Below are 15,680 nucleotides of genomic sequence, written 5' to 3' on the forward strand. Positions count from 1 at the left end.
ATGCGATTGACTCCGAAGCAGGGCGAAGAGCTTTTGCTGCATGGCGACCCGATTGAGCTCGGCCAGCAGGCAGATGCCGCGCGCCGTAAGCTATTTGACGATACGGTCACGTTCATCGTGGATCGCAATATAAACTATACCAACGTCTGCAAGAATGAGTGCAAGTTCTGCGCTTTCTTCCGGCGTAAGGAACATAAAGATGCCTATTTGCTGACCTATGAGGAAATTCTGGAAAAAGTCCGGGAAACGGTGGAATGCGGTGGAACTCAGGTCATGATTCAGGGGGGCCTCTATCCGGATTTAGGACTGGATTACTATGAGAAAATGTTGAGGCTCATCAAGCAGAACTATCCCTCCATTACGATTCACTCCTTCACGGCGACGGAAATCCAGTATTTTGCCCAGCAGGCAGGCCTGTCGATTTTGGATACGTTAAAGCGGCTGCAGGAGGCAGGCCTTGACAGCCTGCCGGGAGGCGGCGCGGAAATCCTGGTGGATGAAGTCCGCCAGCGGGTCAGCCCGAAGAAAATCATGACCGAGGACTGGCTCCATGTCATGGAGTGTGCCCATTCCATTGGCATGGAGAGTACGGCTACGATGGTCATTGGCTTCGGGGAAACCATGGCCCAGCGCATGGAGCACATGGAAAAAATCCGCCGCCTGCAGGACAAGACCGGCGGCTTCCGCGCCTTCATCACCTGGACTTTCCAGCCAGGCAACACGGAGCTGGGGGGCGAAAAGACCAGCGGTTGGGACTACATGAAAACCCTTGCGATGACGCGCCTCTATATGGATAATATCAAGCATATCCAGGGCTCCTGGGTCACCCAGGGCGAGCGCATCGGCCAGCTGACACTGGGCTTTGGTGCCGATGACCTGGGCAGCATCATGTTGGAGGAAAACGTTGTGCGCGCCGCTGGCACGAACTATGAGATGAGTATCAACAAGATGGCGGACCTGATTCGCGGCGCTGGCAAACAGCCAGCCCAGCGCGATACGGAATACAACGTAATCCGCCGGTTTTGAGGAGATAAATTATGAGTGAAATCAAGATTCCGAAAGCCGACTATGCCGTGGTGGGCGGTTCGGGTACCCTTTCAAGCAATTTCCCGGCCAATCTGCCGGATGAAGATGTGGAGATTTTAGCGGACAACCTGCATTTTGAGACTCCCTACGGCACGAGTCCGGCCATTCGCCTGTTCCGGGTGGGGGAAAAGCGGGTATTGACCGTCAAGATGCATGGCTGGCGCTCGGGGGTCACCCGGGCCGATGCCAGCCGCCAGGTGTTCTGGACCTTCCGCGAGGCCGGAGTCAAGCGCATCATCTCCGAAGGTGGTGTCGGCACCGTCAACAAGCTGTTGGATTTACGGGACTTCATCATTCCCGATGATTACCTCGACCTTTCGGTCCGCAAGGATGTCATGCTGGATGGCCGCTATCTCTTAATCATGCGGGATGCGCTCTGCCCCGAGATGCGGCAGGCCCTCATCGAATCGACGAAGAAGCGCTTCGATGGCCGGGTATTTATCCGCGGCACTTATGCCGTAACCGATGGCCGTCATTTCGAGAGTCCCGCCGAAGTCGCCATGATGAACGGCCATGCCGATATCGTCGGCCAGAGCATTGCCCCGGAGGTCTATCTGGCCCGGGAAATTGGTGCCTGCTATGCTGGCCTTTACTTCACGGTAAATTATGGAGAAGGAATCCGCGAGAAATGGTCCCATAAGGACATGTCGGACATCTTCTACGACGATGCCCCGATGATCGGCGAAATCATCCTCGAGACCATTCGCAATGTCGATGCCAATGACCGCCACTGCGAGTGCCTGGACCTCCGCAAAGAAACATTGCTTAAGGATGTTTATAACGAGGTTTCGGCCAAGGGATAATAGAATAAAAACACGAAAGGCTGTGCAGGATAATGCACAGCCTTTCGTGAATATTAGAGTAACTTTTATTGGTCAGAATATGGGGGAGGGAAAGATATGAAGCGGCACATTACGGGAGGTTTGTTTGTTCTTTTGGTCTGCTGGCTGGCCTTGGCTTCGGCAGCATTCGCGGCACCGCGGAATTATGTCGTGCAGGGCGATATCGTTTATACGCCGGCCTGCGGGGAGGCCAAGATTCTGCCCCAGGGCTACCTGGTGGTAAAAGAAGGAAAGGTACAAGGTGCTTATGATAAGCTGCCGCAGGACTATGAGGGCTGGAAAAAACAGGATTGCCGCGGAAAGCTCATCCTGCCAGGCTTTTGCGATCTGCATGTCCATGCTGCCCAATACCGGCAGATTGGCTTGGGGATGGATGAGGCCCTTTTGGAGTGGTTGGAGAAGTATACGTTCCCCGAGGAACGGAAATTTTCAGATACTGCCTATGCCGAACAGGTCTATGGGGATTTTGCAGCCGAGCTGGCCAAGTGCGGTACAACCCGGTCGGCCGTTTATGGAACCATTCATCGCCAGGGTGCGGAAATACTCGCCAAGAAACTGGCAGAGCGCGGTCTCGGGGCCTATGTGGGCAAAGTAAATATGGACCGCAATGCGCCGGATTATCTGCGTGAGACAAGTGCCGATTCGTTGGCGGAAACGGAGCGGTTTATTAAGGCGCCGGTCTGGACGGATTTGGTGCGGCCAATCCTCACGCCCCGGTTTGCGCCATCGGTGACGCCAAAGCTTTTGCAGGACCTTGGCGCGTTGGCAAAACGGGAAAACCTTCCGGTGCAGACGCACTTATCGGAGAATAAGGCGGAAATCCAGTGGGTAGCAGAGCTCTTTCCCAAAATCCGTGAGTACCCGAAGGTATATGAACATTTTGGCCTTTATGGAGACACGCCGACGCTGATGGCACATTGCATTCATATGAGCGATGCCCAAATCCAAGAGATGGTCAGCCGGGGCGTATATCCTGTTTTTTGTCCGGAATCCAATCTGAATCTTACCAGCGGCATCATGCCGGTCCGGAAGTTCTTGCAGGCAGGGGCCAAGGTGGCTCTGGGCAGTGATGTGGGGGCAGGGCATGACCTCTTTATGCCCCATGTCATCGTGCGGGCTATACAGGTTTCCAAGGTGCAAGCAATGGACAATCCCGAGGAAAAAGCCCTGACGCTGCCAGAAGCCTTCTATCTGGCCACTAAGGGCGGTGGCTCTTTCTTTGGCAAGGTAGGCAGCTTTGAGCCGGATTATGCCGCCGATTTCCTGGTGGTAAAGACTCCCAAAGCCTTGGCGGAGCGTTCCGTTCAGGAGCGTTGGCAGCATTTTATCTATCATGGTACTCCGGAAGATATTACGGCCCGCTATGTAGCGGGAAAGCAGCTTCGCCTGCCGTGATTCCTCAATGAAAAACCTGCCGCCAGCTTCGAGCTGGCGGCAGGTTTTTCATTACTTTTGTTTTTAAGAGATTTTGGCAATGGCTGTCAGAAGGACTAAGATGCCGATAGCATAAAGGGCTCCGTACACGATGGAAAGTGCGTGGCCGTGACCGGTCAATTTTTCGCGGTTGTAGAGGTAGAGGGGCGGGCAGAAGAAAATCGCCACATAGTACCAGGAGGACATGGGGATGGCCACGCGGCTCAGATAGCTCTTGTCAATGCAGAGCAGGATAGCTGCAACCAGCGACAGAACCCGGGTGATGTCGGGCAAGTCAAAAAAGCCGTGCAGGAAGCCGTAGCCAATAGGCATAATAGTGGCTGCCTTGCATAAGTTCCAGCCCTTGTTTACCAAGGCGATTTCTTCCGGGGTGAAGTCAGGAGCCAGGTTCATATAGCCCGGTGCCATTCCACTGGCTGACGGACCGTAGGGCATGGAGTAATTCTGTCCGGGGGCAGCGGCTGCAAACTGAACCGGTTGCTGCGGGGTAGGCTGCTGTGGGGTAGGCTGCTGTGCCCGGACAGGCGCATCTTCCTCCGTTTTGGGCGGTGGGGCCGGTTCGGATGTTTCAACTGGTGCGCCGCAGTTTATACAGAATTTCGAGTCGTTTGGCATCTCTTTTCCACATTTCATGCAAAACATAAAATCCCTCATTTCTCATTTAGGTATCTTTAATGCCGATACCGGATTTTGCAAGGTAAACATACGTCTTCTTTATCCATGTTACCCATGAATTGTTTGATGTCCGTTAATCTTCAATTAGAGCTCAGTTAAATCGGATTAGAATGGATTGAACTTGTTTGGGGTACATGATATGGTATCTATCAGAATATGGAAATTAGGGAGGGATGAACCATGTTCTGTGTGAATTGTGGGACACAGCTGGCGGGGGATGAACGCTTCTGTACGAAGTGTGGTCAGCCGGTTGTGGCACCACCACCCATGGGAATGCAGGGGATGGCCGCAGGGTTTCGGGGACAGCCGATGTATCAGCGGCCCTATTATGGGCGGCGCTTGCCGCCGCAGAAGGGAACACTGGATTCCCTCATCGATAACGTCAACCGTATGACCGGTGGAACGGAACACGTTGAGTTAAAGATGAAAGACTTGGTGGAGAATGTATTTCGCAAGCATACGAAACAGGAAGCGGAACAAATCTTCATTTACGGAACGGCGGCTACCACGCCGCCGGAGGAACAGATTTCTACCGATTGGCCGCATCCGTGGCTTTATTCCCGGGTGTTTTTGGTGCTGGCGGTAACCATGCTGGGCCTGTTGTTTATGAATCAGATGCTGGGCAATAAATTGGCGGCTCCGGGCGTAATCTTCATCGGAGCGCTGGCGGTACCCTTTTCGGCCTTGATTTTCTTTTTTGAGGTCAATGCACCGCGAAATATCAGTATCTTTGAGACGACCCAGGTTTTCTTTATCGGCGGCGTTATGTCACTGATTATGACGATGTTTGTCTATGGCTTTATCGGTTTTGACAAGCTCAACAATACCAGCACGTTCCTGGTGGGGCTGGCGGAAGAAGTGGGAAAAGTCATGGTCATTGCCTACTTCCTGCGGGGGCAGGAAAAGAAGTATATCTTAAATGGCCTGCTGATTGGAGCTGCCGTTGGCGCTGGCTTTGCCGTATTCGAAACGGCTGGATATATCGCCAAGAGCAACAGTTTGACGGTGCTCTACCTGCGCGGCGCCCTGGCGCTGGGCGGCCATGTGGCCTGGGCCGGACTTACGGGAGCGGCGCTGGCCATGGTCAAAGGGGATAAGCCCCTGCGGATAGACCATCTGATGGATATGCGCTTTTTGAAGTTCCTGGCCGTCAGTATTGTGCTTCATGGACTTTGGGATATGCCGCTTCTGTCGCATATCATGCCGCTTATCACCCAGGTCGGTTTGATGGCTGTTGTGTGGATTTTTTTGCTGGTCATGCTCCATGCCGGGCTGCGGCAGATTTCGACGATACAACAGCAGGCTAAAGCGGCTGGCGGCGCGCAGACACTACCATGATGGCGGTGGCTTAATCAGCAATACTTTTTGAGAATTATGGATGGGAATCGCGTTAGAGGACGAAGGGAACTATTGGACGATATGGATTGAGGGAGGATTATATTATGTTTTGCAAGAATTGTAACACCCAACTGCCGGATAATGCGACCTTTTGCAAGAACTGTGGTGCCCGGGTAACGCCGGAACCTGGTGCCGCTGCTCAGCAGCCAGCTCAGCCACCGGTACAGCCGTCGGTTCAGCAATCGGCCCAGCAGCCAGTGCAGCCGATGGGGGCGGCGCAGCAGCCCAATAGTGGGATGGCGATGCCGCCAAATGCACAGATGGGAATGCAGGGCGGTTATTATCAGCAGCCGCAGAGACGTTCTTCGACGGCCAAGATTGTGGCAATTACGCTGGGCGTAGTGGCCGTGCTGGGCCTTGGCATTATGGCGGTGCATAACTCTTCCAGTGCCAACGATGTGCCCCAGCCGACGCAGACAGAACCAGCGGAAAAGGGCAAGGATAAACCGGCGGTCGAAACGCCGCAGGCAGGAGTGCTTTCCCTCAAGCACAAGGACCGCAAGCTCATCAACAACGAGACCAATGAGCTCATCCTGATGCTCAAGGATGCACAGATTACCATGGATGCCGCCGGCCATCCGCAGCTTTGCCTGCTCTACACGAACCAGATGCCAAAGGGCATTGCCAGCATTGAGCTTTCCGTCCGGGCTTTGGATCAAGTCGGCGAACCCTTGAAAAGCCCCGTAACGGGACGGGATTTCCAGAGCGTTGAGGCCCAGCAGCTCGTAGCGCCGGGGGGCTCGACTTCGGCCAGTGATATTATTCCCCTGGCCGAGCTGCCGAAGGCAGAAAAATACAAAGTAACCTTCCGCTGCATCAACTTCCAGGACTATGATTTCCTGATGTTCAAGGGCAGCAGCAAACCCACGGTATTGGTGGAATAAACGATAGCGATAAAAAGACTATTGGCTCATAGCAGCGAATAGTCTTTTTTGATTGCGGGATTGCAGTGGTTGCGTTAAGATAAGGATAAACACAAATTGAGGTGATTGGATTGGTAAAACTGACGGGCTACTACCAGCTGCCGGGGGCGATGCCACAGCCGGTGGATTTTGCGGATTTATTTGACAAGTCATTTATGCGCAAGTATACGAACTATCGCACCTTTGAAAAGTTCCTGCAAGGGGGAAGATTCTGCATCGAGTCCCAGCAGGATTTTGAAGACCTGCCGGAAGAGCAGATGGACCGGCATGTAGAAAAAAACACCCGCTTTGGCAGCTGGAAGGAAATGATTGACTTCGCGACGGACATCTACGCACGGAAGCAGCTGGAGCGCTGAGGATTGCCGGGCTAGTGGCGATGGTGTAATTACTGAATAATTAGCGGCGTTAGATTGTTTCGCCAGAAGAGGTGGACGAATGAAACGGATCATAATGGTTTTGGGGATGCTCCTGTGGGGGCTGTTTTGCGTATGGCCGGGGCATAATGCTGAGGCGGCCAAGGGCAAATTGCTCTTTATCCCGCAGGATAACCGTCCCATTTCGGGGGAAGAGACAGCCGATGTGGTGCGCAGTCTCGGTTATGAGGTGGTAATGCCACCAGAGGAATATTTAAATCGCGGGACCAACCAGCCGGGGGATCCGGATAAGCTTTGGCAGTGGACTCATGCGAATATCCGCGGGGCCAAGGCGGCGATGGTTTCCTCCGATGCTTTGCTATACGGCGGACTCATCAATTCCCGTAAGCATGAGATTCCCGCAGAAAAACTTGCAGAACGGGTGCAGGAATTTGAAAGGATTCATCGGGAAAATCCGGGGCTCAAGCTCTATGTGTTTAGTTCTCTGATGCGTACGCCGATAGATGGTGCCCATGCTGGCGATGAGGAGCCGGCCTACTATCAGCAGTATGGCGGCGACATTTTCCAAGCGACGTCGCTGCAGGACAAGGCCGAGGTCCAAGGGCTGAGCAGTGACGAAATGGCGGCTATGGAACGGCATAAGGTAGCTGTTCCTAAGGCGGTTTGGCAGGATTGGAAAGCCCGCCGTCAGAAAAATCTCGTCCTTACCAAAAAGCTGCTGGATTTGACCCGGCAGGGGACGTTTAGCTATCTGGTCATCGGCAAGGACGATAATGCCCCCCTTTCCCAGACCCATCGCGAAAGCCGCCAGCTGGAGGCCTATGCCAAGGATATTCCCGAAACGAAATTTCAGATGCTGGCCGGCATTGATGAATTCGGCATGCTGCTTTTGAGCCGTGCTGTCAATGACTTGGAGCATCAGATTCCCTTTATTTACGTCAAATATAATAAAGGAACCGGGGCGGGCACCGTGCCCAGTTATTCCGATAACCCCATTGGCGATACCATTCGCGCTTCGGTACTGGTAGCTGGCGGCATGATGGTGACCCAGCCGGAGAAAGCGGACTTCGTGCTGCTGGTGAACACCAATAAGAATGGCCGCACTGGTGAAGCCAACGACGTGGCCCCAGGCGTGCCCCTGCGCAATAACGGGGCGCCCCGCAACACCACCAAGGGCTTTGTGAATCTGGTGACGAACTATGTGGATAAGGGCTATGCCGTAGGCATTGCCGATATTGCCTTTGCCAACGGCGCGGATAATGCCCTGATGAATCAGCTGCGGGACAAAGATCTGCTCTATAAGATTCGGGCATACTCCGGCTGGAATACGCCGACGAACAGTACGGGCTTTGTCATCGGAACGGGGCTTTTGGCCAATCGCATGGAAAATGATGCCTGTGACCGGCTGCTGACTCGCCGCTATCTGGAAGACTGGGGCTATCAGGCTAACGTGCGTACTGCTGTGGCTGACAGTGTGGCCTTGTTCCGCCGAAACGATGTCTACGAAAATCTCGGCGATCATGAGCAGGGGGTAAGCCATCGCATCACAAGCCTCATGCGGCAGTTCGTTTATCGGAATTTGCCGCCTTACCCGGGACTGGATAAACTGCAGGTTTCCCTGCCGTGGCATCGTATGTTTGAAGCCGACTTCCATTACTAATTTTTATGGTGACATAACGTAAGAAGTGTGTTACAATACCATAAAGTTATCTTGAACTTATACTTTATTTATCGCAAAGGAGAGACTATCATGAAAAAGACCCGTACTAGCATCAACTGGAACAAAGAGTGCGTCTTTTTTGAGCGCACGGTACAGATTCGCCGCGCAGCTGCGCTGCTGCGGAATGCTGGCGTTGTAGTTGAACCGAAGGCCGATAAGAAACCAGCGGTTGCTTGATTTTTGTGAGCCGCTGAAGCACCACTGCCGGGGGACCGGCGGTGGTGTTTTTTGTTGACAGAAGAGCCAGGTATCGGATAAAATAAATACAAATGGATAATCATTATTTGTTATCATGTCATGGAGAAAGGATTTTGTCATGAAGACAATGTTGAAACCCAAAGAAGTGACGGCTCTTTTGCGGGAACGCGGTTTTAAGGTCACCCCGCAGCGGCTGGCTGTTTATGATGTGCTCGCTCATACGACAGCTCATCCCAATGCGGAGACGATTTATCAGGAGCTTCAGCCGTATTATCCGACGATGAGTCTGGCAACGGTTTACAAGGCGCTGGCGATTCTTTGCGAAGTGGGTCTGGCTCAGGAACTCAATTTGGGGGAAGAGGCCTTCCGCTACGATGCCAACACGTCGCATCATCCGCATATCCGCTGCACGTGCTGCGGGCGTGTGGATGACATCATGGAGGATTTGTCCTCGGAGGCGATGGAGCAGCAGGCTGCCGTCGAGACTGGTTATGCGATTACGGATCATCAATACTATTTCTTTGGCGTTTGCCCCGATTGCCAGAAGGCAGCTGGGCGCGGAAAACATTGAAATTCCCTTGCACAGTATACGGCACCGTGATATAATAATCCAGTAATGGACGTAATGACGTCTGTTTCCAAGTCAAAGATTGACTGGCTTTACCCCGACGGGGAGCTAGGTCTAAACCAAGCTTGCGCATAGTGAGCTTGTATCAATTCCCAGTTTCTTGGGGTGAAAGCGAGGTGTAATAATGAAACAGGGTATCCATCCGGAATTCCACGAGGCTACGGTAACCTGCGGCTGCGGCAACACGTTCAAAACGGGTTCTACGGTTGCAGATCTTCGTATCGATGTTTGCTCCAAATGCCATCCGTTCTTCACGGGTCGTCAGCGTGACGTTCAGGCAGGTGGTCGTATCGAGAAGTTCAACAAGCGTCTCGCAAAGAAATAATCGAACGACAAGTAAGCAGAGCAGAGCAATCTGTTCTGCTTATTTTATTATGTGAGCCGATTAAGGCAATTCATAAGATTAGTGAAATAATCGGTACTTCCGAAAATGATAGGAGGAATTACCTTTGCAGAATAGATTGATGGTTGGCGGCCAGGCCGTCATAGAAGGCGTTATGATGCGCGGGCCCAAGCTGACGGCTACGGCCGTTCGTGACCCGCAGGGCGAGATTCAGGTCGAGGCGAATCCGGTGCATTCCATCACCGAGCGCTTCCCCATCCTCAAGAAACCGATGCTGCGCGGTTCGGTCTCCTTGGTCGAGTCGCTGATAATCGGCATGAAATCCCTTTCCTATTCGGCCCAGATGGCTGGCGAAGAGGATGAGAAGCTGACCGATAAAGAATTGGCAGGGACTATTGTGTTCGCGCTGGTATTGGCCAGCATTCTCTTTATCGCCATTCCCACGGGAGCGGCGAAGTTGTTCCATGACATCACGGAGGATCCGTTCTTTTTGAATCTCATGGAAGGATTTCTGCGCTTGGCGATTTTCCTGCTGTATATCTGGGGAATTTCGCGCATGAAGGATATCCGTCGGGTGTTCCAATATCATGGCGCTGAGCACAAGACAATCCATTGCTATGAGGCCGGCTTGCCGCTGACGGTGGAGAATGTGCAGAAGTTTTCGCGGCTGCATCCGCGCTGTGGCACCAACTTTCTGCTCATTGTCATGTTGGTTTCGATTTTTGTCTTTGCCTTTTTAGGCTGGCCTTCCCTGTGGGAGCGCATTGCCAGCCGCATCCTGCTGCTGCCAGTGGTAGCGGGAATTTCCTACGAGATTATCCGCCTGGCAGGACGCAGTCAAAATGCCATCATCCAGACGGCAATCAAGCCGGGATTGTGGCTCCAGTACCTCACCACGCGTCCGCCGGAGGATGAGATGGTAGAGGTGGCAATCGAGTCGTTAAAGGCCGTACTGCCCGCTGAGGAAATCACAGCCGGTTCCGGGGAATACCGGAAAACCGAAGAAGTATTAGTACCCTGAAGAAGAGGTGAATTTCGTGCTGGAAAAACTCCAGGCCGTTGAAGATAAATATTTGGAATTGGAGTCGCTGATAAGCGACCCTGCCACTATTGCAGATATTGACCGTTGGCAGCGCTACAACAAGGAGCATGCCTCCCTTACGCCCATCGTGGAAAAGTTCCGCGAGTACAAGCAGGTGGTAAAGGGCATCGAAGAAGACAAGGCGATGTTTGAAGAAGCGCTGGACGATGAAATGCGCAAGCTTGTCGAAGAGGAATTGGCAGCACTTACGGGAAAAAAAGAGGCGCTCGACCAGGAACTGCCGATTCTGCTGCTGCCCAAGGACCCCAACGACGATAAGAATGTCATCGTGGAGATTCGCGGCGGTGTCGGCGGCGAGGAAGCAGCACTGTTTGCCGGCGATTTGTTCCGCATGTATTCGCGTTATGCCGAGAAACAGGGCTGGCGCACGGAGCTCCTCGATGCCAATGCCACGGAAATTGGCGGCTTCAAGGAAGTGTCCTTTATGGTCAAGGGCTTTGGCGCCTACAGCCGCCTCAAATACGAGAGCGGTACCCATCGCGTCCAACGCGTGCCGGCTACGGAGTCCGGTGGGCGTATTCATACTTCGGCAGTTACCGTGGCCGTACTGCCCGAGGTCGAGGACGTCGAGGTAGACATCAACCCGAATGAGCTTCGCATCGATACATATTGTGCCTCTGGTGCCGGCGGCCAGTACGTAAACCGTACGGAAACGGCCATTCGCATCACCCATCTGCCGACGGGTATCGTCGTGCAGTGCCAGGATGAAAAATCCCAGCTCAAGAACAAGGAAAAAGCCATGAAGGTCTTGCGGGCGCGAATCCTCGACAAGGCGCGCCAGGAGCAGGAGGATGCTGTGGCTGCTGACCGCCGGAGCCAGGTCGGTTCCGGTGACCGCAGTGAGCGCATCCGCACGTATAACTTCCCCCAGGGGCGTGTCACGGACCATCGCATCGGCTTGACCCTGCACAAAATCGATGCCGTGCTGAATGGGGAACTCGAGGAGATTTTAAACGCACTTATCACGGCAGATCAGGCAGAACGGCTGAAACAGGTGAAATAAGATATGGCAAATAACGAAATATGGACGATTGGCAGGATACTCAAGTGGACCGAGCAGTACTTTGAGCAGAAAGGCGTGGAATCTCCGCGCCTGGATGCAGAGGTACTGCTTTCCCATCTGCTCAAGAAACAGCGAATCTATCTCTATGTTCATTTTGATGAACCTTTGCAGGCGGAGGAGCTGGCTGCCTATCGCGAAATGATAAAAAAACGCGTGGCGCATGTTCCGGTAGCCTACATCCTGGGGGAGAAGGAATTTATGGGGCTGACGTTCCAAGTCACGGCGGATACGCTGGTGCCAAGACCGGATACAGAGATACTGGTTCAGGCCGCCGTTGACGCCTTGAAGGGGATGCCGCCGGAGGCTCATCGCTTTGCGGATATTGGCACAGGCAGTGGGGCGATTTGCCTGTCGGTCCTGCACTTTACGGAGAATACCGAGGCGGATACCGTTGACATCAGCCCGGGGGCGCGAGCGGTGGCCGAACAGAATGCGGCGGCCTTGGGCTTGACGGAGCGCATCACCTTCCATACGGGAGATTTGCTGGAGCCGATCAAGGATAAGACCTACACGGCGATTCTTTCCAATCCGCCGTATATCCCGCAGGCAGATATTGAGACGCTGGCACCAGAGGTGCGCTGCAAAGAGCCAATGACAGCCCTTTGCGGCGGGGCGGATGGCTTAGACTTTTACCGCCGCCTCTGTGCCGAGGCCCCGGATATGCTGCTGGCAGGCGGCTTTATGGCCTTTGAGGTGGGGATTCATCAGGCCGAAGCGGTAGCCAATCTTGCCCAAGAACATCCACTGATTGAGCGGACGGAAATCATCAAGGACTATGCCGGCATTGACCGCGTAGTCGTGGCGTGGAGAAAGAAGTGAGTGACTTGCAGACGGAAATCGTAAAGATTGAACGGATAAAAGAACAGAAAGAGGACCTGCAAAGAGCCGGGGAAATCCTTCGGCAGGGCGGACTGGTGGCCTTCCCGACCGAGACGGTCTATGGGCTGGGGGCCAACGGGCTTGATGGCGATGCCTGTGCCAAGATTTACGATGCCAAGGGGCGGCCGTCGGACAATCCGCTGATCCTTCATGTGGCGAACCGTTCGATGGTGGATCAGATTGCGGCGGTCATTCCGCCGATGGCAGAAAAGCTTATGGCGGCGTTCTGCCCCGGGCCAATCACGCTTATCCTGAAACGGCGCAGCATCGTGCCGGACCGCATTACGGGTGGCCTCGACACCGTTGGTATCCGCATGCCCGAAAACGATGTGGCGCGGGCGATGATAAAAGAGGCTGGCGTACCGGTGGCGGCGCCTTCGGCGAATATCTCGGGGCGGCCGAGTCCGACTACCGCTGAATCGGTTGCCCGTGATATGGATGGACGCATCCCGCTGATCCTCGATGGCGGGGCCTGCCGGTTTGGCGTGGAATCGACGATTGTCGATTGCACGGGAGGAAAAGCGGTTATCCTGCGGCCCGGTGCGGTGACACGGGAAATGCTCGCCGAACTTCTCGGCGAGGAAAATGTTACCCTTGACCCGGCGCTGGTCGGAGAAAAAGTGGTACCGAAGGCACCGGGCATGAAATACACGCATTATGCCCCTAAGGCCCCAATGACGCTGATTGAGGGCATGCCTACCCGCATGGCGAGGGCGTTCCAGCGGGAAATCGAACGACTCCAGCAGGAGGGACACATCGTTGGTATCGTGGCCAGCCACGAAGTATTACAGGATTTAAAAGGCGTGGTGGCTGACGACCTGATGGCCGATTACGGCCATCAGCAGGACTTGCCGGCCATTGCCGCCAATATCTATGAAGCCCTCCGAAGCTTTGATGACAAACCAGCGGATGTCCTTTTGGGAGAAGGGACGGCAAGCGATGGCTTGGGGCTGGCTATCATGAACCGCCTCCACAAGGCCAGCGGCTTCCGCACGATTCAAGCGTAAGCAAAATCTACCGAATGAGCAGGAAAAAATTTCTGTTTGTCGTATATGAGAATTAGGAAGAGTATGGGAAAGTAGTTTCTTCGCAAGAAGATTTCGATGTAAAGGTAAGGGGGAGGCATCATGGGCAAGATATCCTATGCAGTAGCGGGATTACTGGTCATAGCTGTGGCCGGTGGTGCAGGCGCTGTCGCAGCGATTCATTACAATGAAACCCGGGCGGTAGTGCAGGCGGAAAAGGACAAACAAGAGGCCGCAAAACTGGCGGCCATACAGGAACGGGAAGCCAAGGAAGCGGCGGCCAGAGAGAAGGCCCGCCGGAAACAGGAACTTCTCGACCAGCGTTTGGGGCGCAGTGAGGAGCCGGATCAGGTCATCCGGGGACTTATTGCCGATATGAAGGTCACACAGGAAGCGGATGGCTCCACCACATACCGCTATGAAGACCCGGAGGAAGACGGGATTTTCTTCCAGCCCTATCTGATTCGCGGGGCTGACGGCGTGGCCGTCATGCATGTAATCCTGCGCCATCGCGGCGGCCGGCCGATGGGGTTCCAGGGGGTAGACTTGCAGCCCACCGATGACCAGCTGTTCCATATCCGGGCCCAGGGGGCGGTGACAACGACCCAGACGGATACGGGTATCATGGAATGGTGTGACCAGCCCGTCGATGCAGAGACAGGCAAGGCCATGCGCGAAGTCGCGTCGGTTCTGGCTGCGAAAATCAGTATGCTCGGCGTCAATGGTTCGAACGATGACCGCATGTTGACGGCCACCGAGGCCATGCGTATCCGCAATATTCTCGAGTTGGCGGATCGTTTGAATGGCAAGACAAAATAAAATTCCCTCAGAAAGGATGCGAATTTCATGGAGTTATTCCCGCCGTTAGTGGCGCAGGTGATGTTGGTATTGGTGGGCGTCATTGGAATTGTGAGCTTAGTGGTAGGTGCTTATAACAGTTCGATACTTATCAGTGGTCGCAGGCAGTTCTTGAAGATTGAAGTCTTGGAGCAGAATATCGCAAAACTCCAGCAGGAAATCAAGGAACTAAAAAGTAAGCAGCTGCCGGTTGAGAAATCGCAGCCGGTGGCGATTGTGCCGCCGGAGCCCGACCCGTTGGAATCGACAGGAGCTGAGGAAATCTGGGCGGAGTTTTTGAAGGATTATAACAATCTGGCGGCTAGCATGGATGTGCCAAAGGCTTTGGAGGCCTGCGAAACCTTTGCCGGCACCCACCAGCTTACGTTTTTGATTTGCCTTGACCATGCCGCACAGGAAAATGGCATGATATCGCCAAAGTTTGGCGAGGTCAAGCAGTTGGCTGAAAGCAACTACTGGGCGTGGGCGGTCCCCGAAACGGGGGGAGCCTTCGTTGTTGTGCCGAATCCACTCCATGACTACGATGAAAAGCTCCATACGGAAGGCGGTATGAAAGAGACCTTTGCCTCAAATTATGAATCAGGCATCTGTAAGGAAATCAAAGTCCGCCTGCCGGCAAAATTTCAAAATCGCAAGGGAACCTGGAAAATCATCCAGCCCGGCGTGATAAAAGTCAAATAAAAGCAGTTTGCGATAGAAAAGACCTGTTGTCGAAAAGACAGCGGGTCTTTTTGTATAAGAAAATTACAGTTTGCAGGGGAGTAGTACCCGTTCGTGTTAGAGGTAAGTCGCCGGCGGCGGGGACCCCAGTACCAACGCTCCACCGGTGACAACCCGCTACAAGAAATTTTTGCCTTTTAATTAAGAGTTGGAAAACAGTTAAACGCGCTTCGCTTGGACGAAACTGCTTTTCCAACGAGAACGCAGGCAAAAATTTCTTGCTTCACGCGGAACGTCAAGGCTCCGCTTATGGTACTGGGGCCCCCGCCGCCTAGGTTAAAGCCGGCACGAATTGCTGCACCCTCGGAGGGGGTAGCCCCGCGAAACTTGCCACAGACTCAGCCACCGCTAGGGACAGTGCCATAAACGAAGCGTTTGATGTTTTTCGTGAAGAACGAAATTTTTATCCTCA

The 15,680-nt window shown here is 53.8% G+C and carries 17 protein-coding genes; 16 read left to right on the forward strand and 1 reads right to left on the reverse strand.

Annotated elements, in window-relative coordinates; translation table 11 throughout:
• From mqnC to BLQ36_RS08095, 3 genes are all read left to right on the forward strand, one after another.
• Complete coding sequence (gene mqnC, locus BLQ36_RS08085) at positions 1-1,026, forward strand: cyclic dehypoxanthinyl futalosine synthase (RefSeq protein ID WP_074515121.1); 1,026 nt, start codon at positions 1-3, stop codon at positions 1,024-1,026.
• A gap of 11 nt (positions 1,027-1,037) precedes the next feature.
• The gene (locus tag BLQ36_RS08090) at positions 1,038-1,889 is read left to right on the forward strand and encodes an MTAP family purine nucleoside phosphorylase (protein ID WP_074515122.1); all 852 of its coding nucleotides are present in this window, start codon (positions 1,038-1,040) and stop codon (positions 1,887-1,889) included.
• A gap of 96 nt (positions 1,890-1,985) precedes the next feature.
• The gene (locus BLQ36_RS08095; protein WP_081342281.1) at positions 1,986-3,323 is read left to right on the forward strand and encodes an amidohydrolase family protein; all 1,338 of its coding nucleotides are present in this window, start codon (positions 1,986-1,988) and stop codon (positions 3,321-3,323) included.
• Positions 3,324-3,386: 63 nt separating this feature from the next.
• Here BLQ36_RS08095 and BLQ36_RS08100 read toward each other — a convergent pair whose 3' ends face one another.
• Positions 3,387-4,004, reverse strand: a complete 618-nt coding sequence (locus BLQ36_RS08100; protein WP_180364847.1) for a zinc ribbon domain-containing protein — start codon at positions 4,002-4,004, stop codon at positions 3,387-3,389.
• Between the two features lie 213 nt (positions 4,005-4,217).
• Here BLQ36_RS08100 and BLQ36_RS08105 point away from each other — a divergent pair, with 213 nt between their 5' ends.
• The 13 genes from BLQ36_RS08105 (at position 4,218) to BLQ36_RS08160 (ending at position 15,229) form a co-directional block, all read left to right on the forward strand.
• A complete protein-coding gene (locus BLQ36_RS08105) occupies positions 4,218-5,375 on the forward strand; it encodes a PrsW family glutamic-type intramembrane protease (protein WP_074515124.1) in 1,158 nt (385 codons plus the stop codon).
• A gap of 104 nt (positions 5,376-5,479) precedes the next feature.
• Entirely contained in the window at positions 5,480-6,319 is an 840-nt protein-coding gene (locus BLQ36_RS08110; RefSeq protein ID WP_074515125.1) for a zinc ribbon domain-containing protein, read from the forward strand.
• Between the two features lie 101 nt (positions 6,320-6,420).
• Positions 6,421-6,714 (forward strand): hypothetical protein, encoded by a 294-nt coding sequence (locus BLQ36_RS08115; RefSeq protein ID WP_318260954.1) that lies wholly within the window; start codon positions 6,421-6,423, stop codon positions 6,712-6,714.
• Positions 6,715-6,793: 79 nt separating this feature from the next.
• Entirely contained in the window at positions 6,794-8,392 is a 1,599-nt protein-coding gene (locus BLQ36_RS08120) for a DUF4127 family protein (RefSeq protein WP_074515126.1), read from the forward strand.
• A gap of 90 nt (positions 8,393-8,482) precedes the next feature.
• Positions 8,483-8,629 (forward strand): hypothetical protein, encoded by a 147-nt coding sequence (locus tag BLQ36_RS13420; protein ID WP_156033536.1) that lies wholly within the window; start codon positions 8,483-8,485, stop codon positions 8,627-8,629.
• 148 nt (positions 8,630-8,777) lie between these two features.
• Positions 8,778-9,221: a Fur family transcriptional regulator gene (locus BLQ36_RS08125; RefSeq protein WP_074515136.1), complete on the forward strand. Its 444-nt coding sequence runs from the start codon at positions 8,778-8,780 to the stop codon at positions 9,219-9,221.
• Positions 9,222-9,402: 181 nt separating this feature from the next.
• Complete coding sequence (rpmE, locus tag BLQ36_RS08130; protein WP_033171209.1) at positions 9,403-9,603, forward strand: 50S ribosomal protein L31; 201 nt, start codon at positions 9,403-9,405, stop codon at positions 9,601-9,603.
• 139 nt (positions 9,604-9,742) lie between these two features.
• Positions 9,743-10,642 (forward strand): DUF1385 domain-containing protein, encoded by a 900-nt coding sequence (locus tag BLQ36_RS08135; protein WP_033171214.1) that lies wholly within the window; start codon positions 9,743-9,745, stop codon positions 10,640-10,642.
• Positions 10,643-10,658: 16 nt separating this feature from the next.
• Entirely contained in the window at positions 10,659-11,726 is a 1,068-nt protein-coding gene (prfA, locus tag BLQ36_RS08140; protein ID WP_033171210.1) for a peptide chain release factor 1, read from the forward strand.
• A 3-nt stretch (positions 11,727-11,729) separates the two neighbouring features.
• Positions 11,730-12,605, forward strand: a complete 876-nt coding sequence (gene prmC, locus BLQ36_RS08145) for a peptide chain release factor N(5)-glutamine methyltransferase (protein ID WP_074515127.1) — start codon at positions 11,730-11,732, stop codon at positions 12,603-12,605.
• 5 nt (positions 12,606-12,610) lie between these two features.
• Positions 12,611-13,672, forward strand: a complete 1,062-nt coding sequence (locus BLQ36_RS08150) for an L-threonylcarbamoyladenylate synthase (protein WP_033171215.1) — start codon at positions 12,611-12,613, stop codon at positions 13,670-13,672.
• A 120-nt stretch (positions 13,673-13,792) separates the two neighbouring features.
• Entirely contained in the window at positions 13,793-14,509 is a 717-nt protein-coding gene (locus BLQ36_RS08155) for a hypothetical protein (protein WP_074515128.1), read from the forward strand.
• A gap of 27 nt (positions 14,510-14,536) precedes the next feature.
• Entirely contained in the window at positions 14,537-15,229 is a 693-nt protein-coding gene (locus BLQ36_RS08160; RefSeq protein WP_074515129.1) for a hypothetical protein, read from the forward strand.
• Positions 15,230-15,680: the final 451 nt, after the last annotated feature.

Source organism: Selenomonas sp. WCT3 (genome assembly GCA_900100835.1).
GTDB lineage: Bacteria > Bacillota > Negativicutes > Selenomonadales > Selenomonadaceae > Selenomonas_A > Selenomonas_A ruminantium_E.

Bases quoted from the DNA above. Each gene is read 5' to 3' on its own strand.
- mqnC (WP_074515121.1), top strand. From the start codon at position 1: ATGCGATTGACTCCGAAGCAGGGCGAAGAGCTTTTGCTGCATGGCGAC.
- BLQ36_RS08120 (WP_074515126.1), top strand. From the start codon at position 6,794: ATGAAACGGATCATAATGGTTTTGGGGATGCTCCTGTGGGGGCTGTTT.
- BLQ36_RS08095 (WP_081342281.1), top strand. From the start codon at position 1,986: ATGAAGCGGCACATTACGGGAGGTTTGTTTGTTCTTTTGGTCTGCTGG.
- BLQ36_RS08155 (WP_074515128.1), top strand. From the start codon at position 13,793: ATGGGCAAGATATCCTATGCAGTAGCGGGATTACTGGTCATAGCTGTG.
- BLQ36_RS08125 (WP_074515136.1), top strand. From the start codon at position 8,778: ATGTTGAAACCCAAAGAAGTGACGGCTCTTTTGCGGGAACGCGGTTTT.
- BLQ36_RS08135 (WP_033171214.1), top strand. From the start codon at position 9,743: ATGGTTGGCGGCCAGGCCGTCATAGAAGGCGTTATGATGCGCGGGCCC.
- BLQ36_RS08110 (WP_074515125.1), top strand. From the start codon at position 5,480: ATGTTTTGCAAGAATTGTAACACCCAACTGCCGGATAATGCGACCTTT.
- rpmE (WP_033171209.1), top strand. From the start codon at position 9,403: ATGAAACAGGGTATCCATCCGGAATTCCACGAGGCTACGGTAACCTGC.
- BLQ36_RS08105 (WP_074515124.1), top strand. From the start codon at position 4,218: ATGTTCTGTGTGAATTGTGGGACACAGCTGGCGGGGGATGAACGCTTC.
- prmC (WP_074515127.1), top strand. From the start codon at position 11,730: ATGGCAAATAACGAAATATGGACGATTGGCAGGATACTCAAGTGGACC.
- BLQ36_RS13420 (WP_156033536.1), top strand. From the start codon at position 8,483: ATGAAAAAGACCCGTACTAGCATCAACTGGAACAAAGAGTGCGTCTTT.
- BLQ36_RS08090 (WP_074515122.1), top strand. From the start codon at position 1,038: ATGAGTGAAATCAAGATTCCGAAAGCCGACTATGCCGTGGTGGGCGGT.
- BLQ36_RS08100 (WP_180364847.1), bottom strand. From the start codon at position 4,004: ATGTTTTGCATGAAATGTGGAAAAGAGATGCCAAACGACTCGAAATTC.
- BLQ36_RS08160 (WP_074515129.1), top strand. From the start codon at position 14,537: ATGGAGTTATTCCCGCCGTTAGTGGCGCAGGTGATGTTGGTATTGGTG.